Origin of the sequence: Chitinimonas arctica (genome assembly GCF_007431345.1) — a bacterium.
In the GTDB taxonomy this organism is placed as follows: domain Bacteria; phylum Pseudomonadota; class Gammaproteobacteria; order Burkholderiales; family Chitinimonadaceae; genus Chitinimonas; species Chitinimonas arctica.
Window position 1 is genome coordinate 4,772,179 of record NZ_CP041730.1, and the last position, 25,112, is coordinate 4,797,290.

The 25,112-nt window shown below is 59.9% G+C and carries 27 protein-coding genes and 1 pseudogene; 13 read left to right on the plus strand and 15 right to left on the minus strand.

Features of this window, described 5'->3' with window-relative positions:
* The first annotated feature begins 24 nt into the window (after nt 1-24).
* Together FNU76_RS21685 and FNU76_RS21690 are read left to right on the plus strand one after the other, a co-directional pair.
* Nucleotides 25-1,686 (plus strand): phosphoethanolamine transferase, encoded by a 1,662-nt coding sequence (locus FNU76_RS21685; RefSeq protein WP_223879132.1) that lies wholly within the window; start codon nt 25-27, stop codon nt 1,684-1,686.
* 200 nt (nt 1,687-1,886) lie between these two features.
* On the plus strand, nt 1,887-2,081 hold the full coding sequence (locus FNU76_RS21690) for a hypothetical protein (protein WP_144280135.1): 195 nt from the start codon (nt 1,887-1,889) through the stop codon (nt 2,079-2,081).
* 7 nt (nt 2,082-2,088) lie between these two features.
* Here the strand turns inward: FNU76_RS21690 and FNU76_RS21695 are convergent, their stop codons facing one another.
* The 4 genes from FNU76_RS21695 to FNU76_RS21710 all read right to left on the minus strand — a co-directional run bounded on the left by FNU76_RS21695 (nt 2,089) and on the right by FNU76_RS21710 (nt 5,282).
* On the minus strand, nt 2,089-2,460 hold the full coding sequence (locus tag FNU76_RS21695) for a HepT-like ribonuclease domain-containing protein (RefSeq protein ID WP_144280136.1): 372 nt from the start codon (nt 2,458-2,460) through the stop codon (nt 2,089-2,091).
* Complete coding sequence (locus FNU76_RS21700) at nt 2,457-2,747, minus strand: nucleotidyltransferase family protein (protein ID WP_144280137.1); 291 nt, start codon at nt 2,745-2,747, stop codon at nt 2,457-2,459. Before FNU76_RS21700 ends, FNU76_RS21695 begins: the two co-directional genes overlap by 4 nt.
* 65 nt (nt 2,748-2,812) lie before the next feature.
* Nucleotides 2,813-3,883, minus strand: coding sequence for an alanine racemase (gene alr, locus FNU76_RS21705; protein ID WP_144280138.1), 1,071 nt, complete (start codon nt 3,881-3,883; stop codon nt 2,813-2,815).
* A gap of 97 nt (nt 3,884-3,980) precedes the next feature.
* On the minus strand, nt 3,981-5,282 hold the full coding sequence (locus FNU76_RS21710) for a D-amino acid dehydrogenase (RefSeq protein WP_144280139.1): 1,302 nt from the start codon (nt 5,280-5,282) through the stop codon (nt 3,981-3,983).
* 135 nt (nt 5,283-5,417) lie between these two features.
* On the opposite strand from FNU76_RS21710, the gene FNU76_RS21715 reads away from it, so the two are divergent.
* Nucleotides 5,418-5,894 carry an Lrp/AsnC ligand binding domain-containing protein gene (locus tag FNU76_RS21715; protein ID WP_144280140.1) on the plus strand — a complete coding sequence of 159 codons (477 nt, stop codon included), beginning with the start codon at nt 5,418-5,420 and terminating at the stop codon, nt 5,892-5,894.
* Between the two features lie 93 nt (nt 5,895-5,987).
* Nucleotides 5,988-6,776 (plus strand): substrate-binding periplasmic protein, encoded by a 789-nt coding sequence (locus FNU76_RS21720; protein ID WP_144280141.1) that lies wholly within the window; start codon nt 5,988-5,990, stop codon nt 6,774-6,776.
* Between the two features lie 6 nt (nt 6,777-6,782).
* Here FNU76_RS21720 and FNU76_RS21725 read toward each other — a convergent pair whose 3' ends face one another.
* Nucleotides 6,783-7,523, minus strand: a complete 741-nt coding sequence (locus FNU76_RS21725; RefSeq protein ID WP_223879133.1) for a substrate-binding periplasmic protein — start codon at nt 7,521-7,523, stop codon at nt 6,783-6,785.
* Between the two features lie 217 nt (nt 7,524-7,740).
* Here FNU76_RS21725 and pcaC point away from each other — a divergent pair, with 217 nt between their 5' ends.
* The 7 genes from pcaC to FNU76_RS21760 all read left to right on the plus strand — a co-directional run bounded on the left by pcaC (nt 7,741) and on the right by FNU76_RS21760 (nt 14,837).
* Nucleotides 7,741-8,118, plus strand: coding sequence for a 4-carboxymuconolactone decarboxylase (gene pcaC / locus FNU76_RS21730; RefSeq protein ID WP_144280142.1), 378 nt, complete (start codon nt 7,741-7,743; stop codon nt 8,116-8,118).
* Nucleotides 8,111-8,674 carry an adenylate/guanylate cyclase domain-containing protein gene (locus tag FNU76_RS21735; protein WP_144280143.1) on the plus strand — a complete coding sequence of 188 codons (564 nt, stop codon included), beginning with the start codon at nt 8,111-8,113 and terminating at the stop codon, nt 8,672-8,674. The genes pcaC and FNU76_RS21735 overlap by 8 nt, the downstream gene beginning before the upstream one ends.
* A gap of 135 nt (nt 8,675-8,809) precedes the next feature.
* Entirely contained in the window at nt 8,810-9,655 is an 846-nt protein-coding gene (locus FNU76_RS21740; RefSeq protein ID WP_144280144.1) for a tryptophan 2,3-dioxygenase, read from the plus strand.
* A gap of 132 nt (nt 9,656-9,787) precedes the next feature.
* Nucleotides 9,788-10,945 carry an HD-GYP domain-containing protein gene (locus FNU76_RS21745; RefSeq protein ID WP_144280145.1) on the plus strand — a complete coding sequence of 386 codons (1,158 nt, stop codon included), beginning with the start codon at nt 9,788-9,790 and terminating at the stop codon, nt 10,943-10,945.
* 92 nt (nt 10,946-11,037) lie between these two features.
* On the plus strand, nt 11,038-12,162 hold the full coding sequence (locus FNU76_RS21750) for an HD-GYP domain-containing protein (protein ID WP_144280146.1): 1,125 nt from the start codon (nt 11,038-11,040) through the stop codon (nt 12,160-12,162).
* Nucleotides 12,163-12,230: 68 nt separating this feature from the next.
* A complete protein-coding gene (locus FNU76_RS21755) occupies nt 12,231-13,457 on the plus strand; it encodes an aminotransferase class V-fold PLP-dependent enzyme (protein WP_144280147.1) in 1,227 nt (408 codons plus the stop codon).
* Between the two features lie 87 nt (nt 13,458-13,544).
* Nucleotides 13,545-14,837 (plus strand): MFS transporter, encoded by a 1,293-nt coding sequence (locus tag FNU76_RS21760; protein WP_144280148.1) that lies wholly within the window; start codon nt 13,545-13,547, stop codon nt 14,835-14,837.
* A 38-nt stretch (nt 14,838-14,875) separates the two neighbouring features.
* Here FNU76_RS21760 and FNU76_RS21765 read toward each other — a convergent pair whose 3' ends face one another.
* The 7 genes and pseudogenes from FNU76_RS21765 to FNU76_RS21790 form a co-directional block, all read right to left on the minus strand.
* The gene (locus tag FNU76_RS21765) at nt 14,876-15,187 is read right to left on the minus strand and encodes a hypothetical protein (RefSeq protein WP_144280149.1); all 312 of its coding nucleotides are present in this window, start codon (nt 15,185-15,187) and stop codon (nt 14,876-14,878) included.
* A gap of 373 nt (nt 15,188-15,560) precedes the next feature.
* Nucleotides 15,561-16,541 carry a hypothetical protein gene (locus FNU76_RS24760; protein ID WP_223879134.1) on the minus strand — a complete coding sequence of 327 codons (981 nt, stop codon included), beginning with the start codon at nt 16,539-16,541 and terminating at the stop codon, nt 15,561-15,563.
* On the minus strand, nt 16,520-17,008 hold the full coding sequence (locus tag FNU76_RS24765) for a hypothetical protein (RefSeq protein WP_223879135.1): 489 nt from the start codon (nt 17,006-17,008) through the stop codon (nt 16,520-16,522). Before FNU76_RS24765 ends, FNU76_RS24760 begins: the two co-directional genes overlap by 22 nt.
* 374 nt (nt 17,009-17,382) lie before the next feature.
* Nucleotides 17,383-17,736, minus strand: a pseudogene (locus FNU76_RS21775) (ISAs1 family transposase); the annotation flags it as partial.
* Between the two features lie 189 nt (nt 17,737-17,925).
* The gene (locus tag FNU76_RS21780) at nt 17,926-18,564 is read right to left on the minus strand and encodes an SMI1/KNR4 family protein (protein ID WP_223879136.1); all 639 of its coding nucleotides are present in this window, start codon (nt 18,562-18,564) and stop codon (nt 17,926-17,928) included.
* 320 nt (nt 18,565-18,884) lie between these two features.
* Nucleotides 18,885-19,244 (minus strand): transposase, encoded by a 360-nt coding sequence (locus FNU76_RS21785; RefSeq protein ID WP_144280151.1) that lies wholly within the window; start codon nt 19,242-19,244, stop codon nt 18,885-18,887.
* Nucleotides 19,245-19,249: 5 nt separating this feature from the next.
* Nucleotides 19,250-19,585 (minus strand): hypothetical protein, encoded by a 336-nt coding sequence (locus tag FNU76_RS21790; RefSeq protein WP_144280152.1) that lies wholly within the window; start codon nt 19,583-19,585, stop codon nt 19,250-19,252.
* Between the two features lie 489 nt (nt 19,586-20,074).
* Here FNU76_RS21790 and FNU76_RS21795 point away from each other — a divergent pair, with 489 nt between their 5' ends.
* A complete protein-coding gene (locus FNU76_RS21795) occupies nt 20,075-20,857 on the plus strand; it encodes a DUF4179 domain-containing protein (RefSeq protein ID WP_144280153.1) in 783 nt (260 codons plus the stop codon).
* 134 nt (nt 20,858-20,991) lie between these two features.
* On the opposite strand, the gene FNU76_RS21800 is transcribed toward FNU76_RS21795, so the two are convergent.
* From FNU76_RS21800 to FNU76_RS21810, 3 genes are read right to left on the minus strand one after another with little or no spacing between them, the layout of a single operon-like run.
* Entirely contained in the window at nt 20,992-21,402 is a 411-nt protein-coding gene (locus FNU76_RS21800; protein WP_144280154.1) for a hypothetical protein, read from the minus strand.
* Nucleotides 21,399-21,998, minus strand: coding sequence for a response regulator transcription factor (locus tag FNU76_RS21805; RefSeq protein WP_144280155.1), 600 nt, complete (start codon nt 21,996-21,998; stop codon nt 21,399-21,401). The genes FNU76_RS21800 and FNU76_RS21805 overlap by 4 nt, the downstream gene beginning before the upstream one ends.
* Entirely contained in the window at nt 21,995-23,893 is a 1,899-nt protein-coding gene (locus FNU76_RS21810; RefSeq protein ID WP_144280156.1) for a sensor histidine kinase, read from the minus strand. Before FNU76_RS21810 ends, FNU76_RS21805 begins: the two co-directional genes overlap by 4 nt.
* A gap of 122 nt (nt 23,894-24,015) precedes the next feature.
* On the opposite strand from FNU76_RS21810, the gene FNU76_RS21815 reads away from it, so the two are divergent.
* Complete coding sequence (locus FNU76_RS21815) at nt 24,016-25,014, plus strand: TRAP transporter substrate-binding protein (protein WP_144280157.1); 999 nt, start codon at nt 24,016-24,018, stop codon at nt 25,012-25,014.
* The last annotated feature ends 98 nt before the right edge of the window (nt 25,015-25,112 follow it).

Here is a 25,112-nt window from a genome sequence, read left to right on the forward strand (position 1 = left end):
GCCGCATTCGTCGAGCCCCGAACCGTGAATACCTCCCTCCGCCCCGCCGTTTCAATGCTGGATCGCGTCCGCGCATTTCGTCCGCAACTGAGTGTGGAAACACTGCTCTTGCTGTGCTGCGCCTTCTTTATCCTGATTTGCAACGAGATGTTCTGGCAACAGGCCTTGCAAGGCCGGGAGTGGACTCAGCCGGCGACCTGGCTATTTGCCTCGGCCGTCGCCGTGGGACTGATGGCACTGCATTTCATTGCCTTCGCCCTGGTGCTCAACCGCTGGGTGGTCAAGCCGGTGATGATCCTGTTGCTGATGGTTACCGGCATGGCGACCTACTATATGCAGCGCTACGGGGTGTTTTTCGACTCCACCATGGTGCGCAATGTACTGGCTACCGACGTCAAGGAATCGCGCGAGCTGATGAGCTTGGCCGTGCTGCCGCACCTGCTGGTTTACGGTGTACTTCCCAGCTTGCTGGTCTGGCGCGTGGATCTGAAACTGACAAACCGGGGCCAGGCCATAAAGAGGCGCATTGTCATTATTCTGGCGGCCTTGCTGGTGGCGGTGGGCGCCATCCTGTTGGTATTCCAGGATTTTTCGGCGCTGATGCGCAACCACCGCGAGATGCGGCACCTGATTACGCCGGGTAACTATATCGTCGGCCTGATCAAGGTATTGAAGGCGGATACGGTCAAGGCTGCCGGTCCGCGCCTCGCCCTGGGCAAGGATGCCCGCCTGGCGCCTGCCTGGCGCCAGCATGACAAGCCCACCCTGCTGGTGGTGGTGGTGGGTGAAACGGCCAGGGCAGCCAACTGGGGCCTGAGCGGCTATGCGCGCCAGACCACGCCGGAATTGGCGGCCCTGGGCGTGCTCAATTTCAGCCGGGTCGAATCCTGCGGCACCAATACCGAGGTGTCGGTACCTTGTCTATTCTCTCCCTTCGGCCGGCGCAATTACGACGAAGACAAGATCCGCCAGCACGAGTCGCTCTTGAATGTACTCGACCACGCCGGGCTGAAGGTCCTGTGGCGCGATAATCAATCGGGCTGCAAAGGCGTCTGCACCGGGCTGGAAACAGAGTGGCTCGATAGTGCGAAGCATCCGAAGCTATGCGATGGCGAACGGTGCCTGGACGAAATCCTGATCGATGGCCTGGATGAGCGTATCCGCAAGGAAAAGGGCAGCCTGGTGGTGGTGTTGCATCAGTTGGGCAACCATGGCCCTTCTTATTACCGCCGCTACCCTGCCGACATGCGCCGCTTTACCCCGACCTGCGACACGTCAGATCTGGGTAAATGCTCGCGCGAGGCCATCGTCAACAGCTACGACAATGCACTGCTGTATACCGACCACTTCCTTGCCAAGACGATCAAGCAATTGCAGGCGCAGACCAGCCACAATGCCGCCATGCTGTATGTCTCTGACCATGGCGAGTCATTGGGTGAAAAGGGGATATTCCTGCACGGCCTCCCTTATGCCATCGCGCCATCCGAACAGACCCATGTTCCCATGGTGATGTGGGCGTCGAACGGCTTCGCCGCCAATCGCGGCATGGATGTCGACTGCCTGAAGCGCAAGGCGGACGAACCGCTGAGCCATGACTACGTGTTCAGTTCCATCCTGGGGATGTTGCAGGTGGAGACCAAGCTGTATGAGCGGGAGTTCGACTTTACCGCCAGTTGCCGAAAATAACGGGGTAGGGCGCTGCGGTGGCGGAACCACTGCAGCGGGACCCTTGTGGCGCTGGGACGTTATGGCGTGGCGAACAGCACTAAGCGATGGTTTCGCCGTTTTTCGAGGTGCCCTAAAGCTATAACCAGGCAGCAAATGCGAAAGTGTATGCACCGACTTCTTGTAGTTGTAATGTGTTTTAACTTCCCCAAGGAATTCGTATGGCATCGCACACGGCTGCATCTGTCGAGCCTCGTGTGGTCGGCTGCGCATTGTCTGAATCTGACCGGACGGTGCAAGGCCTTGAGAAAGTGAGGGACAGGCTAAAGGCCAACCCTGAAGAAGCTCGCGCGTTCTTGAGAAAGCTCGGCATCATCAAGGCGGATGGGCATCTGACTAAGCGGTTTGGTGGCTAGTGTACGATCAACTGCCGTCGTTCGTCCTCGCCGCATCCTGGCGCAGACCATGCAGTTGCTCCAGCAACTGCGGCAGTGCCGTTTGCACGGTGTCCCACACCAAATCGAGGTTGATATCGAAGTAGCCATGGGCGATTCGGTTGCGCATGCCACGCATATTGCGCCATGGCAGTTGATCGTGTGTCTGTGCGAACGCGGTATGGCTGTCCATCACCTTCGTGGCGGCCTCGCCGATGATGATAAGGCTCATGACGACCGCTTGCTGGGTACGTTTGTCATCCAGAAAGTCTGCTCTATCCAATCCTTCCACGAAGCCGCACGCATCCTTCGCGGCTTGCAGCATATGATCGAGGTAGTCAGACAGGTGGATGTCATTCATACCGGCTGTGCCTCCGCGAGCACCTTGTCCCGGAACTTCGGCGGTAGATCAGCAGGGGTCAGTAGGTCGACATGGACGCCAAGCAGCGATTCCAGTTCGTCTTGCAGTCCTCCCAGGTCGAACAGCGTCGCGCCGGGAAGTGCATCGACCAGCAGATCGAGGTCACTACCGTCTCTATCGGTGCCGTGCAGCACCGAGCCGAAGATGCGAGGGTTCGTCGTGCGATAACGGCCGGCTGCTTCGCGCACTGCACTACGCTGCATGTCGAGCACAAGGGACGGTCGCACAGGCTTCCTTTCTTGACGAGTTTCGTTTTGAGGAAAAGTGGTCAGTATAGTTTCAATGGACCAGCTCAGTCCGTATACACCAGCCTAGCCCGTTTGACATTACAAAACAGTTCATACGCAATGGTCCCCGCCGCCGAGGCGATCTCATCCGCCGTCAATCCTTCGCCCCATAGCCGCACCGCACTGCCGACACCGGCATCGTCGAAGCCGCTCAGATCCACCACGATCATATCCATGGACACCCGGCCGAGTATGCGGCTGCGGCGGCCGTCTATCAGTACCGGGGTGCCGGTCGGCACCACACGCGGATAGCCGTCGGCATAGCCGCAGGCCACCACGCCGACGCGGGTAACCGGCGCGCTGGTAACGAAATGGGCGCCATAGCCGATAGCTTCGCCGCAGGGCAATTCACGGACCGCGATCAGACGGCTGTCCAGCTGCATCACCGGCTTGGGCCAGTCCGGCAGCTGCCGGTCCAGGGCCGCGCCGCCATAGAGCATGATGCCGGGCCGCGCCCAATCGCCACGGGCGCCGGGCCAACCCAGCACGCCGCCGGAGTTGGACAGGCTGGTTTCCAGCGCCAGGCCGGCAATCGCGGCCTGGAAGCGGGCGATCTGCTCGGCCGTGGTGTCGCAGCCGAGTTCGTCGGCCCGCGAAAAGTGCGTCATTGCGACGATCTTGCCGACCTTGCCGCTGGCCATCAGGCGCCGGTAGGCGGTTTCGAAGTCGTCCGGGTGGATGCCGAGCCGGTGCATGCCGCTATCCACCTTCAACCAGATATGCAGTGGTTTGTCGAAGCTGGCGGCTTCGATGGCGTCGATCTGTTCCAGGCTATGCAGGGCGGTCCACAAGTCATGCTGGTCGATCAAGGCCAGTTCGCTGGATTCGAACCAGCCCTCCAGCAACAGGATGGGCTGGCGGATGCCGGCTTCGCGCAGCTGGATGGCTTCTTCGATCGCGGCGACGCCGAAGCCGTCGGCGATATCGCCCAGGGCTTGTGCGCAGCGAACCGCACCATGGCCGTAGGCATTGGCCTTGACGATGGCCAGGGCGCGGCCGCCGTGCAGGCGCTTGGCCAATTGATAGTTATGGCGCAGGGCGGAGAGATCGATGGTGGCGGTTAGCGGGCGGCTCATGAGGGGCGTATTGCTTTGGGAGGTAGAAAGATTATCGGCCAAAAAGCAGGCAACCGGCCCGATACAGCCAGGGCCGGTTGCTTTCAAGCTGTCTGGATCAGGCTTTGGCTGGGCGCAGGCCAGTCAGATGGCCGGCGACGGCCTTGCGGCCGTAGCGACCGATGTCCAGGCCTTCGGTGCTGATCTCCGGGCGTTGGCCGCTGACCAGGTCGGCCAGCAACTTGCCGGAACCGCAGGCCATGGTCCAACCCAGGGTACCGTGGCCGGTATTGAGCGAGAGATTGGCGTAGGGCGTGGCGCCGACGATGGGGGTGCCATCGGGCGTCATCGGCCGCAAGCCGGTCCAGAAGCTGGCCGCCGCCACATCGCCGCCCTCGGGGAACAGGTCGGTAACCACCATTTCCAGGGTTTCGCGCCGGCGCGGGTTGAGGCTGAGGTCATAGCCGGACAACTCGGCCATGCCACCCACGCGGATGCGGTCGTCGAAGCGGGTGATGGCGATCTTGTAGGTCTCGTCCAGCACGGTGGAGACCGGTGCGCCGGCGGGGTTGGTGATCGGCAGGGTGAGCGAATAGCCCTTGGTGGGATAGACCGGCAGATTCAGGCCCAGCGAGGTCAGCAACTGGCGGCTGAAGCTGCCCATCGCGACGACATAATGATCGGCTTCCAGCCGTTCGCCCGGCAGCGCGACGCCGGCAATGCGGCCGCGCTCCACCAGCAGTTGATCGATCTGGCAGTTGAAGCGGAATTTGACACCCAACTGCTCGGCACGCTTGGCCAACTCGCTGGTAAAGCGCTGGCAATCACCGGTTTCGTCGTTCGGCAGGCGCAAGCCACCGGCCAGCTTGCCGGAAATCTTGGCCAGCGCCGGCTCGGCCTTGGCGCAGCCGGCAGCGTCGAGCAATTCGAATGGTACGCCGCATGCTTGCAATACCGGGATATCGCGGGCAGCGCCATCCAGTTGCTTCTGGCTACGGAACAGTTGCAAGGTACCGCCGGTCCGCTCTTCGTACTGCACGCCCACTTCGGTACGCAACTGGCGCAGACAATCGCGGCTGTATTCCGAAAGACGCATCATGCGTTCTTTGTTAATGGCATAAGCGGCATCGTTGCAATTGGCCAGCATTTGCGCCATCCACTGCCATTGGAACAGGCTGCCGTCCGGTTTGACCGCCAACGGCGCATGGCGCTGGAACAGCCATTTGAGTGCCTTGAGCGGAATGCCTGGCGCGGCCCAGGGAGTGGAGTAGCCTGGCGAGATCTGGCCGGCGTTGGCGAAACTGGCTTCCAGCGCCACACCAGGCTGCCGTTCCAGCACCGTTACGTCGGCGCCGGCCCGGGCTAGGTAGTAGGCCGTGGTCACGCCGATCACGCCGCCGCCCAGCACGATTACTTTCATGGTTTACCTGTCTGCACTTAGTATTAGAGAATTCGCGCAGTGTATTGAGCAAACAGTAAAAAGTGTCGCCATTGTGTGTCATTTTTTCAGTTAAAAAAGCTGCATAAATCAAAATTTACGAGAATAAATCCTGTTATGACCTTTTCGCGTGAGCTTGACCGTATCGACCGCAAGATTCTCGCCCTGTTGCAGCAGGATGGGCGCATGGCACTGACCGAACTGGCAGAAAAGGTAGGTCTTTCCACCACCCCCACGTCGGAGCGGGTCAAGCGCCTGGAGCGGGAAGGGGTGATCGTCGGCTATTACGCCCGGGTCAATCCGCTGGCGGTGGCTTGCGGCCAATTGGTGTTCGTGGAATTGCGGCTGGCGGCCAAGTCGGCCGAGATCTTCGACCAGTTCCGGCGAGAGGTGATGAAGCTGCCCAATATCGTCGAATGCCACCTGGTGTCGGGCGATTTCGACTACCTGGTCAAGGCACGGATATCCGATATGTCGCAATACCGCATGCTGCTGGGCGACATTCTGCTCAACCTGCCCGGCGCGGTGGAATCGCGCAGCTATGTGGTGATGGAAGAGGTTAAGGAAACCCTGGCCTTGCCGGTGGGCGGCTGAAGCGGGCGCGTGCATGCACCCCCTGCGGGCTTACGCTATATATAGTGGGGAGCGGCGATTGTCGCCTGTCGTGGTTGGTAAAGGAGGCAATCCATGCTTCGCCAAGTGCTACCGGCCCTGCTGGCCTCGCTGCTAACGGGGGTAGCCGGTGCGGCCGAAAAGATCGTCCTGTATGGCGACGATGACTACGCGCCTTATTCCTACGTGGAAGACGGCCGTTTCAAGGGCATCTACGTGGAATTGCTGCGCCAGGCGGCCGTGCTGCTGGCGCCCGACTACGAGTTGGAGCTAAAACCCACGCCGTGGAAGCGAGGCTTGCGCGATCTTGAATTGGGAAGCACACTGGGGCTGTTTCCGCCTTATTTCCGCCCGAATGCGCGGCCCTATATCCAACCCTATTCCGCGCCGCTCTATCACGAGGTGGTTGTGCTGTTCTGTACCGAAAAGGTCATGAAGGTCCCGCGCAAGCGGTTTCCGGAGGACTTTGGGGGGCTGACCATCGGCGTCAACCTGGGCTTTATCATCTCCGAACCCATGTTGGTCGCCGCGAAGCAAGGCAAGCTGGCCATCGAGGAGGCCAAGGGCAATAACGCGAATATCATGAAACTGGCCAGCAAGCGCATAGATTGCTATGCCAACGACAGGCTCTCGGTCCTGTATTCGGCCAAGCGGCTACGCGCGGCGGCCAATGCACCGGACAGCATCAAGGCGCTGATTCTGCACGAGGCCGCGGTACTTTCCGGGGAAGATGCCTTTATCGGCTATAGCGAGCTGTTCCAGGCGGGGTACAAGCAGGATTTCATCCAGCGAATGAACGGCGTGCTGGAGACACTGCGCAAGAATGGGGCGATCAACCCCTTGCTCGCGCAGGCAGCCATGTAGCTGCGGTCACTCCTTCAGATACTTGTCATAGATGGCCTGGTAACGGCCGCTGTCCCGCAAGTGCTTGAGTCCCACGTTGAAATCGTCCCTCACCAGCTTGCTGCGAAAAACCGGCCGGTAGTCCATCGGGTTCAATTCCACAAAGCGATGCTCGTCTACCGGTTTGACGACCACGCCGTTGTTCTTCTTCAGCTGCAAGGTGAAGTACTTGAAGATGCTGCGGTCGCTCAGCACCACATCGTAGCGCCCCTTATCCAGCGTCATCACCTGGATGGCCTGGTCGTTCTGCTCGTAGTAATTGCCATCCTTCTTTACCCCGTCCAGCCACTTGGGATAGCGATTGGCCGCTCCCTGGAAGGATATGACCGTCAGACCTTTCAGATCGGCCGGCGTCTTGAGTTGCAATTTCCGCTCCTTCAAGGTGATCAGCACATTGTCGTAGAAAACCGCCGGGTCGCCGTAGTGGGCGCCAAAGGGCCCCAGATCCTCGCCCAGGTCGGTCATGGCGGCGTCCACCAGGCGGTTCTTGAAGGCGATCGGCACCCGGGCAAAGGGAAAGTATTCGGGTTTGAGCACGTGGCCACGGTAGGACAGGGCTTCGCCGATGATTTCCAACTCGATGCCGGAATTGGTCTGCGGAAAGCAGAAGGGCGGAATCTTTTCGCCGAAGGCCATATGCACCTCCACCGCGGAAACGAGCAGCGGGCAGCACAACAGCAGGAGTGTCGGGAAGGGATGGAATCTCATGATCATCTCCGAATTGTATTAAATATATACAGCTGGGCGGCATGGTCAAGCCGCGCCCGGCGATGACCTTGGGCGGCAACGATTTCCATCTTAGGCAAGAAAAAGCGGCAAATCTTGCCGCTGCAAGTGGAGGGCTGCAAAGCGACAGTCGGACGGGCCGGCATTGCGCGTTATGATTTATGCCTGATAAACGACGGTGGAATTCGTAGGTGGAACGATGAGCGAGCAGTTCGAGCGTGGTTTGGCCATGCGCAAGCAGGTGATGGGGGAGGCGTTCGTGGAAAAGGCTTTCGCGGATGCTGACGACTTTACCCGGCCGATGCAGGACTTCGTCACCGAGCACGCCTGGGGCACGGTGTGGAATCGGCCGGGACTGGCGCTGAAGACACGCAGCCTGATTACCCTGGCCATGCTGGCGGCGCTGGGCCGTAGCCAGGAATTGAAAGGGCATGTGCGCGGCGCCTTGAACAACGGCGCCAGCGTGGACGAAATACGGGAAGTACTGATGCACGCGGCCATCTACGCCGGTGTGCCGCTCAGCATCGATGCCATGCGGGCCGCGCGCGAAGTGATCGCGGAGGTGGAGCGTGGCTGACGCGGACGAATTGGCGCAATGGCTGGCCCGGCGACGGCTGCCCGGTGCGGACAAGGCCGGCATCGATGCGGCTATTTTTGCCCGTTTTGGCCGCACCCAGGCCGTGATGTTCACCGACCTGGTGGGTTTTTCCTATATGGCCGCCTCGTACGGCATCGTGGAAGGCCTGCAACTGGTCGAAGCATCCGAAGCGCTATTCCTGCCCCTGGTCGCTCAGCATGGCGGGCAGTGCCTGAAGCGGGAAGGGGACTCCTTGCTGGTGCTGTTCGATCACGCCTTGCCGGCGTTGTCGGCGGCCCGCGCGATGGTGGCCGCATCCAATGCGGCGGGTTTCGAGGTCTGCATCGGCCTCGGCTACGGCGACCTTTTGCGTATCGGTGAACACGAGGTCTGGGGGGCCGAGGTCAATGCGGCTTCCAAATTGGGCGAAGATCTGGCGTGCGGCGGGGAAGTACTCTTTACCCACGATTTTCGCCTGGCGGTACCGCAGGTAGCGGTCAAGCACCATGGTCTCCTGTGCGACAGGTGGCCGGTATATCGCCTGTCGGATACCTGATATTGGCGTAATCCTTGCTTATCCCACCAGTTCCGGCGAGCGCGCCATGCCGGCGGAACCGTAAAATGCGGCACTGCGTATTGAGCGGGCGCCGACTCGCGCGCATCATCGCAGGTTTCAACAACGAGACTCGGCATGCAAGCCAATCAGCGCGACCTAGAAGCCACCATCCAGACCGACTTTGCCGAAAGGCTCAGTTACGGCGGCTATTTGCGCCTGGACAAGCTGCTGGACGCCCAGCAACCCCTGTCCGAGCCCTTCCAGCACGATGAGATGCTCTTTATCGTCCAGCATCAGGTCTCCGAGCTATGGCTCAAGCAGCTGATACACGAGCTGCGCGCCGCGATGGAGTATGTGGCGCGAGACGAACTGGAACCCTGCTTCAAGATACTGTCGCGGGTAAAACTGATCCAGCAGCAGTTGTTCAATATGTGGGCGGTGCTGGAGACGATGACCCCGTCCGAGTATGGCAAGTTCCGGCCGGCCTTGGGCCAGTCGTCGGGTTTCCAGTCCTACCAATACCGTACGCTGGAGTTTCTGCTGGGCAACAAGCACGCCGGCCAGGCGGAAGTGTTCCGCCACGATCCGGAACGGTATGCGCAGATCCAGCACGATCTGCATGCGCCCAGCCTGTGGGATCTGTTCTTGCTCCATCTGGGACGCCGCGGTTTCGCCGTGCCGATGGACAAGGTCTTGCGCGACTACAGCCAGCCCTATATCGCCCACGACGAGGTGGTGGCGGTGCTCAAGGGTATCTACGAGGACCCGCATGCCCATTGGGATGCCTACGAAATGGCGGAAAAGCTGGTGGACGTCGAAGAAGCCTTCCAGCTCTGGCGCTTCCGCCATATGAAAACGGTGGAGCGCATTATCGGGTTCAAGCAGGGTACCGGCGGTTCCAGCGGGGTCGCCTTCCTGAAACGGGCCCTGGAGCTGACCTTTTTCCCGGAACTGTTCCAGGTACGCACCGTTCTGGGCTGAAATTCGACCGTTGGTAGGAAAATCAGTGGCTTATGATCTTGTTCTGAAAGAAAACGCATAGCATCGGGGGGTGGGCCTGGCCAGGCCCCACCAAAAAGGCACGCCATTACGTCAAGCGGGGGAGACGTATAAATGATACAGCGCCGTATTCGTCGAGGAGAAGTAGCCATCGGGCAGCCGCTGCCCTGGAATGTCTACAACGACAAGGGTGTCCTGCTGCTGGCCGAGGGTAACCATATCCAGTCCGGCGATCAGCTGGACCGCTTGTTGGAACTCGGCATCTATATCGAATCCACCCTGACCTGGCATCTACAACCGGAATCCGCGCTGCAGCACGTGCTGCACGCCTGTTACCGGCTGGCCGTGCTGCTCAAGCAACCGGTGCCGCCCGCCGACTTCAGCGAGCAGGTCCTGAATATCGCCCGCTTGATCGATACCGCCTGGCAGCTGGACGCGGGCGTGGTCATGGCGACCGTGGTATTGCGGCGTGGTGGCCGCTACGCGGTTCGGCATGCCGTCAACACCGCCTGTGTGGTGGCGGGCGTGTTGCAGGCCATGGGACCGGCCGCGCCCGAACGCGAATCCACCCTGGCGGCCGCCTTGACCATGAATCTCGGCATGCTGGATCTGCAGGACGTACTGGCACGTCAGACGGAGCCATTGACGCCTTCGCAACAGGTTCGGGTGAGCTGCCATCCGCTGGCCAGCCTGGAGCGGCTGCGCAAGGCCGGCGTCAACGACGAAACCTGGTTGCGGGCGGTGCTGGAGCATCACGAAGCCATCGACGGTAGCGGCTATCCGCATCGCCTGCGCGGTCCCGGCATTTGTCCGTCCGCGCAGCTCCTGGGCCTGGCGGATCTGTTCTGCGCCCGGGTGAGCGAGCGCGGCTATCGGCGCGCCGACAGCGCCAAGATCGTGCTGCGCGACGTGCTGATCGAGCGGGGACGCCACTTCGATGTCATGTTGGCGGCCTATTTCATCAAGGCGCTGGGCGTCTATCCCATCGGTACCGTGGTATTGCTGGCCAACGGCGAGATCGGCGTGGTCAGCGGCCGTACCGACCGGGTCGATACGCCATGGGTGCACGCGTTGCTGGCGGCGGACGGCTCACCCCATATTCCGCCGTTGCGGCGCAGCACGCAGCCGACCAGCCTGACCATCGTCGAGACACTGAGCGCCACCGACGTCGGGGTGCCCATCGATATGGAAGCCATCTGGGGCGAACAGGCGCACGACTTCCAGCTCGGCCAGCAAGAAGCCCGGCGGCAGGCGGTCGATTTTTCCATCTGACCTTATCCCATATCGAACTCGGCACGCCACATTGCGTATCTCTGCATGGCGAACTAAAACAAGCCGATTGATCCATTCCCACGGAGCCCGCCATGCGCAAGATCGGCCGGGATGATATCGACGCAACCGCGCCGCTGGCCTATCCACTTCACGACGTCAACGGCCGCTGTGTGCTGGAAGCCGGCAGCGTTCCCGCCGCCAATGCCAATTGGCCGCGCTGGCTGAATGGCGGCCTGTATGTCGATGTAGGCCTGCTCTGGCGGCAAGCACCCTGTGGCGCCCGCCAATGTGTGCAGCATGCCATTGTCCGCCTCACCGAACTTAAACAGGCGCCGGTGGAGAATTCGCGGGCCTTCGCGGACGAAATGACCGCGATCGCCGCCCTGGTCAGCGAGGCCTGGCGGCGCGATAGCGATGTGATGACCGCCACCGTCATGCTTTGCCGCGATGGCGACCAGGCGGCCCGCCAGGCGGTTTACACCGCTTGCGTTGCCCTGCGGGTATTGTGCTGCATGGACATGCCGGAAGCACACGGCGCATCGGTGCTGGCGGCCGCCCTTAGCTTGCATCTGGAACAGCCCCTGCCGGCCCGCCCGCTGGGCCGCCTGGGGGCGCTGCTGCCGCGCGCCGGTGTCGATGGCGTATCCGGCCTGCGTAGGCGCGGAGTGCGCGACCCGGTCTGGCTGGATACGGTGCGGCAGGCCAAGCGCATCCTCAACGAAGACGATCAGCCCTTGCGACTGCGTGACAAGCAGTTATCGGACGAAGCACAGCTGATCGCCTTGGCCGATCTGCTCTGCGCCAGCCTGGACGAGACCGGCAGCCGCCAAGCGGGCGCCTCGCGCGCGGTACTGCGCGACGTGCTGATCGAACACGGTGCGCATGTCGATATCCGTATCGCCTCATCCTTGATCCGCGCACTGGGCGTCTATCCGGTGGGCACCGTGGTGCAACTGGCGCGCGGTGAAATCGGCGTGGTGAGCGATCTGAGCGAACAGCTGGATGCACCTTGGGTATGCAGCCTGTTCGGCGAGCTGGGCGCGCCGCTGGCCGAGCCGGTGCTGCGCGACACCCGCCAGGGCGGCAACGCGATCCGGGAATCGCTGAGCGCGATGGAACTGCCGAGCCCGGTGAATATGGCGATCATCTGGGGCGAGGAAGCCGCCGACTACCGCATGCCGTCCGGCCTACTGCACGGCGAGCGCCAGTCCGTATAGGATGGCGGCTTGCCGCGCTGCCCGCCTTGTCGCGTCGGGTGGTTTGACGGCCGCCATCGGAGTCCGCCATGCCCGTGCCATCTGCCGCCCTTGCCCCCTTCGACCTTTCCGCTGTGCTTGCCGGCCTGGGGGAGGGCGCATTGCGTGAAGCGGCGCTGACCGAGCACCTCTTTCCCTTGTTCAGCCAGGTGCTGGCACGCGATGCGCGTGAAATCTACCTGGCTAATCACTCGCTGGGCCGGCCCCTGGACGCCACAGCCGCACATATCGCCGAAGCCAGCCAGGCCTGGTTCACCCAGCTTGATGGCGCCTGGGCGCCGTGGTGGCAGGAAATGGCGCAATGGCGCGCCCATACCGCCGCGCTGGTAGGGGCGCCCCGGGCCGACTGCATCGTGCCCAAGACCAGCGCCGGGCAAGGCCTGCGTGCGGTGCTCAACAGCTACGACCGGCCGCCGCGCGTATTGAGCAGCGACGCCGAGTTCGATTCCATCGACCATATCCTCAAGCAGTACGCGGCCAAGGGCAGGGCGCATTTGCGTTCGGCGAACACGCGCGCGGACGGCCTGGTGGCGGTCGACGACCTGATCGCCCGGCTCGACGGGATAGACCTCTTGGTCGTGTCGCAAGTCTTCTTCGCCACCGGGCAAATACTGCAAGACCTGCCCCGGCTGATCGCCGCCGCCCATGCGGCAGGCGCGCGCGTCCTGCTCGATGTCTATCACGGCTACGGCGTGCTGCCCCTCGACCTGGCCGGCTTGCAGGTCGATTACGCCATTGCCGGCAGCTACAAATACCTGCGCGGCGGCCCTGGCGTATGCTGGCTATATGTCTCGCCGGCCATGCTGGCGGCGGGTCATACCACGCTGGATACCGGCTGGTTCGCCAAGCGCGATCCCTTTGCCTATCGTCGGCCCATGCCGCCGGAATTCTCGGAAGGCGGCGACGCCTGGCTGGAATCCACCTTCAATCCGCTCGGCTTCTACCAAGCCAGGGCGGGCCTGGCCCTGGTCGCCGCCCTGGGCGTCGCGCGCCTGCGTGATTATTCCCTGCGGCAGAAGGCCATCCTGTCCGCCAGCCTGCGCGAGCGCGGGATCGCCGTACAAGGCGAGGGAACGGATTACGGCGCCTTCCTGACCATTCCCCATGCCGACCCGATGGGGTTGGCGCAAGCGCTGAAGGAGCTGGGGATCAATGGCGACGCCCGCGCCGCCGGTTTGCGCCTATGTCCCGATCTGCTCAATAGCGAGGCACAGCTCCACCGTGCCGCCGCGGCACTGGCTACCCTGATCGCATAAGGGATGCGCCGGGCTATACTGAAGCGTGTCGGCGGATAGCCGAGCCGTCGTCCCGGCGTAGGTACGACGGCCAAATTAAGGGACAGCATGTACAGTAGTACCAAGGCGCGTTTGAAAAGCGTCGGCAAGCCATTTCGCGCGTTGTTGGCCAGCGATGTACTCATGATCATGTCCCTGATGGTGGGACATGTCGCCGTACCCTGGTGGATCGCCCACGAAGGCGGCGCGGCCCACCTGGCCATCTATGGCGCCATGATGGCCATGGTGGCCTTTGTCTCCATGCCGCTGTTGTCGCCCCTGGGCGACCGTTATCCCAAGCGCAGCCTGATTACCGTCGGCCTGCTGATGTTCGTCGGCGAAGGCCTGTTCATGGCGGCCTTGGCCAGCCTGGGCTTCTACCACTTGGGACTATTGATCGCGCTGGAAGCCATTACCGTGGTGGCCATGTCGCTGATATTGCCGGCGTCCCTCAGCATCGCCGCCGACTTGGTGGAGCCGCATCGCCTGGCCGATGCCATCAGCCTGCAGAAAAGTGCCCAGGCTGCCGGCCGCCTGATGGGCCCGGCGCTTGGCGGCATGATGCTGGCCGTATCCGGTACCGCCGGCGCCTTATGGCTGCATACGGGCCTGGTGATGCTGGCCAGCATGCTGGCCTGGCGTATCCCCTTCATCCCCAAGCATCCGGGCAAGGGCGGCGCGGATCGGTGGTGGCGCGATATACGGGCCGGACTGAGCGCCACCTGGGATGTGCCGATCGAGCGCGGGCGCATAGCCATCAACTTCCTGGTCATGGTGTTCTACGCCCCTGGCGTCGGCATGCTGGTGCCGCTCAAGGTGCAATCGCTGGGACTATCCGGCGCTTGGCTGGGCGCCTGCGAGGCGGCCCTGTCGCTGGGCATGCTGGGCGGTTTTCTGGGGGGCTCTTCCTGGTTGGCTGAAAGTCTGGGGCGTTACCGCGTGGTCATTCTCGCCATCATGGTCGAAGGATTGGCCTTGGCGCTGGCAGGCTACACCCGCCAGCCGCTGGTACTGGTATTCGCCTTTGCCATGATCGGCCTGGGCTTGTCGGTGGTGCAACTGGTCGGCCAGACCCACCGCATGCTGGCCATCCCGGAAGATTTCCGCTCCCGCATGACCAGCGTCGGCATCATGGTGGCGCAAATCGCCGGCACCCTTGGGCCGGGCATCGCCGGCGTGACGCTGCTGCACTTTCCGATCGGCCCGGTCTATATCGTATTCGGCCTGGCCGTGTTCGCCTCGGCCTTCGGCTATTTCGTGATACCGCGCTACCGCGAGTTCCTGTCGCTGGACCATACGGCGGTGATTGGCTGGTATGGCAAGCAGTATCCGAAGGCGTTTGGGCGGGGCGAGGTAAAATAGCGGGGGCGTCGCATGATATTCGTCAAGCGAACCAGTTATTACTCGTGCCCCATTGCAGTTACCACGCCACTCATATGCAGAAACAATATAAATGCCAAGGCAGAAACAGCAAACGCTAGCGGCGCCCAATTTTTCACCATGGAAGCGGCTGTCGAGTCTGAAGACCGCTTTGATGCAAATACTGCCGCAATGACTGCAAGCACCCCGAGTACGTAGGCATACATCAATGTATCCGCTCCTATCCGGGTGCTTCCCGTCCAGCGGCTAGCCCGTTGGCAAAGTACAATTCCATACGCAACAACAGCAAGGCTCATTGAAAAAGAGCAAAGACGGGCTAGCATTTTTAACATTATTTTTTCCTGCTTTGGCTCGGCGAGAGTATTTCCGGGTCGCCGGATTTATACCGTCTAACAAATGGTTGGCCAGTTTTCTTATCAAAATTAAAAAGTTAGAAAATCCAATCGCCTTTCGGTCACTTGCATTTGCTAAATCCTGCGCAGCCAAGGTGCTTATGGTCGCAAAGCGGACCTACGAGGCCAAGTGTCAGGCAACGTCCGGTTCGCTACGGTCAAACGCGTGCTATCGACCCCTCGCTGTCATTGGCGCCGTCTATCATGGGGCGGCAGATTTCTGAACCGAAGCCGTCATTCGGCAACGGCCGCCAAAGGCGGGGAACAGCCCTCCAGTCATAGCAGTTCAGCGGCGGGTTTGGCCGCAAGCGCGCTAGTTCGCTTCCAGTAAATCAACGCAGCACAAGGGCTCTTCGCGGCTAGCAAGTGCAAGCGAGAGGTTTGCCCTGGCCACCAGCTCCATCGGCTTTAGTCGTTGAACATAGCAGCCGTGCGTGATGCGATCCATGCCGGCGCCGGCAAGCTTGGCTACCGTGCGTAGGCTTGCAGCGAGCGCCACGCTGTCCAGCCTGGCCCCGTGTAGAATCAAATTGCGCTGCCGGTACAGTCGGTGGAATGACTCCCCAATCGCGTCGCGGATCGTCTGCAGCTCCGGCCCTGGGTTGTCCAGAAGCTTCTTCAGTCGAGCGATCGCGGCCTGATCAACCTCTCCGCGCATGGCCGGCATGCGCCCCTCGACGATCATCAGCCCTACAGCCCTCGCTCGGTCCCTGTTCCCAGTCACCCCAGCCAAGTCCTGAGAGGCTTCTGGGTGCTGTCTCTCACAGCGGTAGGAAAGCGTCGTCAACTCTGCCCGCGGAAACGAGCACGTCATCAGCGTAGCCAAGTTGTCTGCCGCCGAGGACCTGTCGCTCGGATCCGCCAGGAGACCCTCGATTGCGCCCCAGCCTCCTGCAATCGCAGCTGGTGGCGAACTGCCGTCAAGGTGCGCCAGTAGTTCCAGTGCGGCATCTACGCTCTGGCTGGCCTCAGTCGAGAACACCCGGTCCTCACGGAATAGCTCCTTGACTCCCACCCCTCGTGATGCCTCTTTCATCGGTGCCGGCGACGGGGCACCTTTCACCCATAGCAGCGGAAGCTGTCTCAGCTGATTGCCTGTGGCAATCAGCGATCGTGCGGCATACCGGTCCGCCTCTCCTCTTGCCGCGCCTGCCGCACCTACATGATCGCGAGCCTGTACCTTCAGGACCATGGCAACCGAAGCGCGAACGTTGGTAGTCGAAAATCCGTTTTCCTGTAGCCAAGCCGTGATCTCGTTTCCGCGAAGCCAGCTCAATGGGACGCCGTTGGGCATGACTGGTGTTTCAGCAAACGCCAGCAGAACTTCGAACTCACGGCGCGGACTTGCAGCTCCGCCTGCAACGCCTCGCACAGCTGCGGCAGTGTGATCGCTTCGGGTGCGTCGACCCTAGACCTGATAAAATCGTAGAGATACGCACCGGAGAACCCAGCGTCGAGGAGGTGAGCCGCAACGCTGCGAGAAAAATGCTCCACCGCCACGTTGCTTGCAGCCACCGCTTGACCCCAGCGAGCCAGGTAGTCCCTCGAGACCCGCTCGGACAGCTCGCGTACGCCGAAATGGGCTGGCCCGTCGGCCTTGGGGATCTGTTGGACTTGCAGCCTTAGAAACTGCTTCTCAGAGTCCTTGAAGGCCGGGTGGACTCCCACACGCTTCTGAAGATATGAGGCCATCCGCTTGATGGAACCTTCGCTCAGGTGCCCCTGCTTGGACGCGACGCATGCCTCGAAGAGCTCCTCCATTGCGAGCACCACACCAATCCCCCACAGTGATCGCTGCCATGGGGTGCGCTCAGACAGGAATTCCAGCAGCCTCCAAGCGGCGAGGCCGTCTCGCGGATTGACTATGTTTAGCATGAGGATGTAATATTAACTCAACGGCTATTAGTAGTTGGCCCAACGTCTAGCGGGGCAAGACCCGGACGGAAGCGGCGGTTTTACTGCTCAATCTAGAAGGCTCGAGCCCCCAGTTACAAAGGAAAAGACCCTGCGTGCGGGGTCTTTTCCTTTTGGGCGGTGACATTCACTTGGCGACACCCTGAGGCTTCTTTCCTCATAAGAGCAACCGCTCGGTTGCCGTGAGGCCGGGCCTTGACCAGGGCATTCGCACTCGGACGTCATAGAAGCGTGAGTCCAAGCATATTTGCACGAATGCCATCGTCCCAATCGGCATGCTTGCGTTTCTTGCTGGGCCCTCCCTTGTGAGGATCAGTCGTATCAGCCCGAGTGACGTTGAGCACGATCTTACGGAGCAACGCCAAGTTTTGCGGAGCGTTATCTTTGCGGACAGTCGCGCCATCTTCCGAGAAATTGACGTCGAGCATCCAATGAAGCCGGTTTTCAATACCCCAATGGGCTCTAACCGCCTCCGCCAACTCGGTGGCGCTCAAATCCCGTGAACTGATGTAGTAGCGTACTTCCAACGTTGCTTGTCGCCCCTTCACGGAACGTGCCGAGGTGATACAACCGATTGGGCCATGGATTGCCGCCTCGGACATTCACATGGCCAGAATCAGACACAGCTTAACGTAGATTCCCTGCTGTAAAATGGCAAAGCTTTCTCTTTCTAAATAATATCGTCAGCAGCTATTTAATGACATCCGAGTGCGAAAGCCCTGGCAGCCAGGCGGGCTGCCTGATCCTATTGCTTCTCTTTTAATTCATTGCGGGTTAAAAACAAGCTCCACGCGAGTCCCTTCCGGCAGATCCTTTATCTGATCCGCCACATAGCCCCTAAATTGCATGCCGTATACAGCATTTGAACTAACCAGGTTTCCAAGCTCATACTTGCCCCCCAAAACAAACGGATATTTTGGGAAAAGCCTCTCGTGCGCAAGAAGCGGTCGATTTGCCAATTGCCACTCATGGGCAAAGGGAAATCCGGTTTGAAATTCGTAGTCATTCAACACCAGTGCCGCCCATTCCTCAATCGAATCTGCGATCTTCTCAGCAGCACCTGATTCTGAATTAAAAGAATAAATTCCGTCATTTCTTATGGAAAACTGGAATCCAAAAATATCTTCCGCAAAGAATAAATGGCCATCCGCCAAGTCTTGGTAATAGCTCCGCCACAGCTCGGCCGAGTTCCAGGTGGAGATATCCATTACTCCATTCTGAAAGCCTGCCGGAAAAATATGTAACGCAGACTCAAAAGCATAGAGCCCATTCTTTCTTCCCAGCAAAGCAAGGAGATCGCCCGAAAATAATCCGGCCATTTCTTCAATGCCTGCCCCCAGCACCGGTACGCTCTTTATAAGAGGTGGGCTGCCTATCTCAATTAGCTTTTCTAGTGCTGACATTTATGTTCACTCAAAATTAAATAAGCAACAAACCCTTACGCCTACCCCCGCGATCCGCTTTCCCTAGATTCGTGTTTTCAGCAAACTGGACTTCGGTGTAGCGGTGCTTTTACCTATCGCCATGCACTTGGGCGAAGAGGCCCGGCCAGGTGGGACGAGCGGTTAAGGTAGGCAAAGGAGGTGCCCGTCCATTCCGGATACTCATTCGGCGGTGTGTTACCGAATGGTTCGCCCTGCCCAGCCAAGATCGGTTGGTTGTCGGCGTCTGGGCCCCACCGAGCCGGGCGCAAATATGCAGAGTGAAGCTCTATTACTCAGAGTTAATGCAATTCGATATTTCTTTTCTCTTCCTCCGCCAAGAAAATACTCTGCAGATCGCCATTCAATTCTTCATCCCCGTTGGCAATAAGTTGAAATTCCACATCCCCGCCCTCTAGCGAGTTGACTCCATCCATTACCCCTAAAATATTGGATGTCGTATCAACAGCGACCTGCCTGAGTATTTCAAAAAAGACTTCGCGTTGCGATGGCTCTAGAGAGCTAAAGAACGCTAGCGCACGCTTCCAGTATGCATCAGACGTGTTTTCTATCGTTGAATTCGAAAACAAATCCCTGTACGCCACGGTATTTTCCTCCACAACCGCAGCGTGCAGCTTAATTGCAAATTCTTGAGGCTTCATGAGTTTCACCTTTTCTTGGAAAAAGCACCGGGGAATGCTTCTTTGTTCATTTCAATTAATTTCTGCAACTGGCCATTTGGCATGTCCGAATAAACTCGACGAAGCTCCTTTATGTCACGAGCCAAAACATCGTGCGGAGTGGTTAGATCGGCAAATGCGCGAGATACAATTCCATTAGGCCCTTTAATCGTGTGCCCAACTTTTGGCACAAGAATTGCAGGCGCCCTTGCTGCATCGTAGCCCTGAATCATTTTTGCAAGCAGAGCTTTTTGCCCAACATGATGCGCATCGAGACCTGGGACAGTGCCTTTTATTTCGTTATAAAGGAAAAATCTTTTCATTTTCAACTACTTAACAGCGTGAACGTACGGATATTCGCGAAGCGAAGTCTATGTTGGACAGTCGCGGGGCAATATTATATCCAAAAAATACTGACACCTGCCGCTGAAGTTCCGGGCCAAGGTACTCGCGGAGGCGCAGCCGGTATGAGCGGTTTCCAGTCCTCAAATTCTTGAGAGTTTCCGTACCTTGAAAGCAGTCCCGAACATCCCGCCTACCGCAGCGAAGACCACGCCATACAAACAAGGCGCCCAATATCGTCGCGATCGCTTCGGAATAGTTGGGTAAGCCTGGATTCCCGTCGGCCCATAAGGTCCCAAGTATTCAGAGCCAGGCACAGGCCATAGGCTGCGTAGCAATGACTGTATGTAAAGTGCGAAAGCGGCGCTGTTTTATGTAAGCGCGATTTGATAGGTGGGGGTTTCCTGCTTCTTTATCCCTTGTGGGTGGCTTTGGCTTATCCGTTAATAATTATTCGCTAAGGAAATTTTATGTTGAAGAGAAAATTATCGGTTGCGCTTTTGTTGTCTGGCATGCTTTGCACGGTTTCTCCCGCATTCGCGGGGTATTTTAGTCCGGTATGGTCGACCAAGTTCGTGTTCCTCAATTTCGATACCGCCTCCTCTTTCGATTTGGACCTTGGGAATCCTGTGACGGATGACGGTAAGGAAATTACGGAGGGCGAAGATCACCGCGACTTCAGGACGCCCACCTGGAGCGTGGGGAGAGGTGCTTACTCCTACAATTGCCATCGTGACCAGGGTGACCTCGGCTGTAAATTCGCCGCTATCCATGTGCCGCCCGCAACCTGGGAGAATGGTCGCATCCGGCCGGCGCAGGTGGTAATTCCCATCCTCTTCAACGCGACGATGCACGGGGGGGTGAAAAAGAGCTGCTACTACGCCAGCTATAGAATTCTTATGACGATGAACGCAAATGAACGGCGCGCCATGGATTATTTTCTAAACAGTTCCAGCTGCAGGTATGGCAGGTTCGGCGCCCAGCCGTCAACATTTTATTTCAATCTGGAAACAGACAAGCGCGGATACCCTGCTGTCTTTCACAATGGCAATACCCTGGTTTGGGCGCCTAGCCCCTACGGGGAGTCTTTTCCCAAAATCAATAACAACAATTTAGGCTCGCTCGCCTGGAATGACGAGATGTGGGACAACATTGCGCAGCTTAACCCGGGTAATTCGGGCGTATGTGTTTTACCCCCTGTTGCAAGAGGGGGTGGTACGGTTACTTGCCCGGCCGATTTCAAGAATTATTGAAAGGAGAATAATTGTTTGCGCGAGGCAATGCGATGATGACAATTAAAATTATCGACGACACTTTTTTCATCCCGCATGCTTGGCGCAATCTCTCCCGCGCTTGCCGGGGGGTAAGTTGACGGAATGCCTACCCCTCACATTCTTGAGGGCTTCCGTACCTTTGGGACAGTCCCGAACACCCCGCCTATGGCGGCGAATACCGTGCCATACAGCAAGGTACCCAAAACCGTCGCGACCACCCCGGAATCGTTCGGCACGTTCACATGTCTGTCGGTCCACAGGAAAAGGATCTTGAGCACGCCGGCGGCAATTGCCGCCACGCCGCCCATGGAGATCGCCACCGCTATTTTTCTGGCGGGCGACACCGGGGCCAGGTAAGCGGAGACTGCGCCGCCCAGTATGGGCGACACCATGAGAAATATCATCGCCGCGCTGCCGAGCAGGTTCCATGTCTTCAGGGCCAGGCACAGGACATATGCCGCGACGATGATCGCGGCGCCGAATAGCCAGGCGAGCCTGATGCTGCCTTTATCGGTACGCTTCACGCCGATCGACCCGCCAACAACTGCGCCAGATCCAATGCCGAGCGCACACCCATCTTGGCGAACACGCTGGCGCGGTGGACTTCGACGGTACGTACCGCGATATTCAGTTCATCGCCTATCTGCTTGTTCAGCTTGCCGGCCAATACCAGCTGCATCACTTCCCGTTCGCGCGGCGACAGGGTGGCCAGGCGCTTGTCCGCTTGCTGCTGGCCGCCCCGCGAGCGGCGGCGAGCGTCGGCCACGGCCAGGGCGTCGTCGATCTTGTCCAGCAATTGCCGTTCGCTGCAGGGCTTTTCCAGGAAGTCGAAGGCGCCTTGCTTGACTGCCTGGACCGCCATGGGGATATCGCCATGGCCGGACAGGAACAGCACGATCAGTTCGCTATCGATAGCCCGTAGGCGGTCGAACACATCCAGGCCGCTCAGGCCCGGCATGCGCACATCCAGGATCACCACCCCATCGCCGTTCAGCGCGGCCAGGAAGGCCTCGCCGCTTTCGAACGCTCTGACGGTGTAGCCATGCGATAGCAAGAGCAGTCCCAAGGCGTCGCGGACCGCGGCGTCGTCATCGACCAGGTAGATAGGTAGCGGTGTCATCGTGGCAGGCTTACGTGAAATTGAGTGCCGCCGTCGGGGCGGGCATGGTGGTGGAGTTTGCCATGGTGTTGCTCAATGATGGAGCGGCAGATATTCAAACCTATGCCCATGCCCAGGGTCTTGGTGGTGAAAAAGGCTTCGTAGAGCCGTTCCACGATCTCGGCGGGAATGCCGTGACCGCGATCCGCCACGCTGAAGCCGACCTGGTCCGCCGTGCAGCCGGTACTGAACACCACTTCGCGCCGGTCCGCCGCCTGCTCGGCACAGGCATCGATGGCGTTGCGCAATAGATTGACCATCACTTGCCCCAAGAGCACCCGGTCGGCGGCGATGATAGGCATGTCCGGGGCCAATTCGCAAACCAGCCGAACGCCACGGGCCCGGGCATCGGGGTCGATCAATTCCAGGGTGTCGCGGGCGATTTCGTTCAGGTCGCACTCTTCGCGATGCGGCGCATGCTTGCGGACGAATTCGCGGATGCGTCGCACTACCCCGGCGGCCCGTTGTGCCTGTTCGGCGATCTTGTTGAGGGTGGAGTCGAGCATATCCTGCTCGCCCCGGCCGGCGAAGTTGCGGGCGGCACTGGCGTAGCTGCTCATGGCCATCAAGGGCTGGTTCAATTCATGTGCCAGGGTGGAGGCCATCTCGCCCATGGCGATCAGCCGGCCGGTCTGGCGCAGCTTCTCTTCCTGCTCGTGTTCGCGCGCCTCGGCCGCCTTCTGGCTGGTGATGTCCACAACCGAACTCATCCAGCCGCGCTGGCGGCCGGTGGCGTCGATCAAGGGGGTGGTGTAGACGCGGGTCGCCACCAGCTGGCCATTGCGGTGGCGCACGGTCGATTCGAAGCCGCCCTGCGGCGCCCGGCCTGCCAGCACGGCTTCGTTCTGCGCCTGGTGGCCGGCGATATCGGCCGGATTCCAATAGGGATAGGGTGGCATGGAACCCATCAGTTCGGTGGCGCTGTAGCCCACCATGCGGCAGAAGGCGGCATTGACATAGATAATGCGGCCATCCAGATCACGGGCGCGCATGCCGACGGAAAGCGAGTCCTCCATGGCGGTCCGGAAGGCATATTCTTCGCGCAGCGCCGCTTCGGCGTTGAGCCGGCCTTGCACTTGGCGATTCAGGCGCAGCCAGCTGAGCAGCACCATGACGGCCAGCACCACCACCCCGGCGATCAGGCCTTTTTGCACCGTGCCGGTCGGCGTGCGATAGGCGGTAATCCGCAATATCATGCCCCGCCCTGGCGGATCGAAGGGCAATTGATAGCTTAGCGCCTCATCATCGGTACTGACGCCGGACTTGCTGGCGATCTGCCGTCCTTGCCCGTCGAGCACGGTGAGCCGGTATTTATTGGCGAACCACCACGGCACCTGCTGGTTCAATATTTTGGGGAGCGCCATCAGCGCGACCAGATCGCGCCCCTGATCGCTGATCGCTACGGCCAACAGGTTGTTGCCAAGTACATCGGTATAGGCGGGACGGCCGGTGGCGCGGCTCAACCGCACCATATCGGCGATCTGGCTGCTCTCCAACACCTGGCCATAATCCAGCGGCTCAACCGCACCGCTTATATGTAGTCCGACCAGCGCCGGATTCGCTTGCGCGATCAGGCGGGCGCGGGCGCGGAAATCGGCTTCGCCGAGGCCGCCGTCCCGGGCCGACTCCAGCATGGCGGCCAGCCGTTCTTCGGTCTGTTCGAATTGAAAGCGCAGGTTCTGTTCCATCCACAGCACATCACTGACCAGCACCAGGCGAGCTTCCTCGCGCTCGCTCATCCGTACATAGGCGAGCAAGCCTATCACCGCGGCCACGAACAGGACCAGGGCAAGACGAGGTAGCAACCAAAGCTGGCGGCCGCCGGCGGCGGAGAAGGAGGGGGAACGGGGAAACATGGCTCAATCGTAGAGCAGTGCTTGCTTTGGCACACTGTGGTCAACCACAATCGGGCCGCCACAATTGTCGCAGTCTTGCCGCTAGGCCAAGAATGCGCGTATTACACCAAGGAGACCTTAACATGCAACGCCGTACCCTGTTTGGCGCAGCCTTTGCGCTCGCTCTTTCCTTCAGCACCGCTTGGGCCGCGGAACCCATCGTGATCAAGTTCAGCCACGTCGTGGCCAATGACACGCCCAAGGGTAAAGCTGCCTTGTATTTCAAGAAGTTGGTGGAAGAGCGCAGCAAGGGCGCGGTGCGGATCGAGGTCTATCCGAACAGCCAGTTGTATAAGGACAAAGAAGAACTGGAAGCATTGCAGCTGGGCGCCATCCAGATGCTGGCGCCTTCGCTGGCCAAGTTCGGACCCCTTGGCGTCAAGGAATTCGAAGCTTTCGACCTGCCGTTTATCTTCGACAACTATGAAGAACTGCATAAGGTCACCCAAGGTCCGGTAGGAGCCATGCTGCTGAAAAAGCTGGAAGGCAAGGGGATCCGCGGACTGGCTTACTGGGATAACGGATTCAAGCAATTCAGCGCCAACAAGCCATTGCGTACTCCGGCGGATTTTCGTGGGCTGAAGATGCGTATCCAATCCTCCAAGGTGCTCGATGCGCAAATGCGCACCCTGGGCGCCATCCCGCAGCAAATGGCCTTCTCCGAGGTCTATCAGGGTCTGCAGACCGGTGTGGTGGACGGCGCCGAGAACCCGGCTTCCAATTTCTATACGCAGAAGATGCATGAGGTACAGAAGTTCCTGAGCGTGTCCGACCATGGTTATCTGGGCTATGCCGTGATCGTCAACAAGAACTTCTGGGACGGCCTCCCGCCCGCAGTCCGTAGCCAGCTGGAAACCGCCATGCAGGATGCCACCAAGTACGCCAACGATATCGCCAAGAGCGAAAACGCCGGCGACCTGGAGAATGTGAAGAAGTCCGGCAAGACCCAGATCGTGGTGTTGACGGCGGCCGAGCGCGCCGCGTTGAAGAAGGCGATGGCGCCGGTGCATGCCCAGATGGCCGACCGGATCGGTGGCGATCTGATCAAGGCGATCTACAAGGAAACCGGTTACGTCCAGTAAGACTGACATCCAGGGTGGCCAGGCTCTCGCCGGCCACCCTGGATGCTTCGCGGATGGCTGCCACACGGATGGCCACCCCACGGATGGCCGCCCCACGT

Bases quoted from the DNA above. Each gene is read 5' to 3' on its own strand.
- FNU76_RS21690 (WP_144280135.1), top strand. From the start codon at position 1,887: ATGGCATCGCACACGGCTGCATCTGTCGAGCCTCGTGTGGTCGGCTGC.
- FNU76_RS21695 (WP_144280136.1), bottom strand. From the start codon at position 2,460: ATGAATGACATCCACCTGTCTGACTACCTCGATCATATGCTGCAAGCC.
- alr (WP_144280138.1), bottom strand. From the start codon at position 3,883: ATGAGCCGCCCGCTAACCGCCACCATCGATCTCTCCGCCCTGCGCCAT.
- FNU76_RS21710 (WP_144280139.1), bottom strand. From the start codon at position 5,282: ATGAAAGTAATCGTGCTGGGCGGCGGCGTGATCGGCGTGACCACGGCC.
- FNU76_RS21715 (WP_144280140.1), top strand. From the start codon at position 5,418: ATGACCTTTTCGCGTGAGCTTGACCGTATCGACCGCAAGATTCTCGCC.
- FNU76_RS21720 (WP_144280141.1), top strand. From the start codon at position 5,988: ATGCTTCGCCAAGTGCTACCGGCCCTGCTGGCCTCGCTGCTAACGGGG.
- FNU76_RS21725 (WP_223879133.1), bottom strand. From the start codon at position 7,523: ATGAGATTCCATCCCTTCCCGACACTCCTGCTGTTGTGCTGCCCGCTG.
- pcaC (WP_144280142.1), top strand. From the start codon at position 7,741: ATGAGCGAGCAGTTCGAGCGTGGTTTGGCCATGCGCAAGCAGGTGATG.
- FNU76_RS21740 (WP_144280144.1), top strand. From the start codon at position 8,810: ATGCAAGCCAATCAGCGCGACCTAGAAGCCACCATCCAGACCGACTTT.
- FNU76_RS21745 (WP_144280145.1), top strand. From the start codon at position 9,788: ATGATACAGCGCCGTATTCGTCGAGGAGAAGTAGCCATCGGGCAGCCG.
- FNU76_RS21750 (WP_144280146.1), top strand. From the start codon at position 11,038: ATGCGCAAGATCGGCCGGGATGATATCGACGCAACCGCGCCGCTGGCC.
- FNU76_RS21755 (WP_144280147.1), top strand. From the start codon at position 12,231: ATGCCCGTGCCATCTGCCGCCCTTGCCCCCTTCGACCTTTCCGCTGTG.
- FNU76_RS21760 (WP_144280148.1), top strand. From the start codon at position 13,545: ATGTACAGTAGTACCAAGGCGCGTTTGAAAAGCGTCGGCAAGCCATTT.
- FNU76_RS21765 (WP_144280149.1), bottom strand. From the start codon at position 15,187: ATGTTAAAAATGCTAGCCCGTCTTTGCTCTTTTTCAATGAGCCTTGCT.
- FNU76_RS24760 (WP_223879134.1), bottom strand. From the start codon at position 16,541: ATGCCCAACGGCGTCCCATTGAGCTGGCTTCGCGGAAACGAGATCACG.
- FNU76_RS24765 (WP_223879135.1), bottom strand. From the start codon at position 17,008: ATGGAGGAGCTCTTCGAGGCATGCGTCGCGTCCAAGCAGGGGCACCTG.
- FNU76_RS21780 (WP_223879136.1), bottom strand. From the start codon at position 18,564: ATGTCAGCACTAGAAAAGCTAATTGAGATAGGCAGCCCACCTCTTATA.
- FNU76_RS21785 (WP_144280151.1), bottom strand. From the start codon at position 19,244: ATGAAGCCTCAAGAATTTGCAATTAAGCTGCACGCTGCGGTTGTGGAG.
- FNU76_RS21790 (WP_144280152.1), bottom strand. From the start codon at position 19,585: ATGAAAAGATTTTTCCTTTATAACGAAATAAAAGGCACTGTCCCAGGT.
- FNU76_RS21795 (WP_144280153.1), top strand. From the start codon at position 20,075: ATGTTGAAGAGAAAATTATCGGTTGCGCTTTTGTTGTCTGGCATGCTT.
- FNU76_RS21805 (WP_144280155.1), bottom strand. From the start codon at position 21,998: ATGACACCGCTACCTATCTACCTGGTCGATGACGACGCCGCGGTCCGC.
- FNU76_RS21810 (WP_144280156.1), bottom strand. From the start codon at position 23,893: ATGTTTCCCCGTTCCCCCTCCTTCTCCGCCGCCGGCGGCCGCCAGCTT.
- FNU76_RS21815 (WP_144280157.1), top strand. From the start codon at position 24,016: ATGCAACGCCGTACCCTGTTTGGCGCAGCCTTTGCGCTCGCTCTTTCC.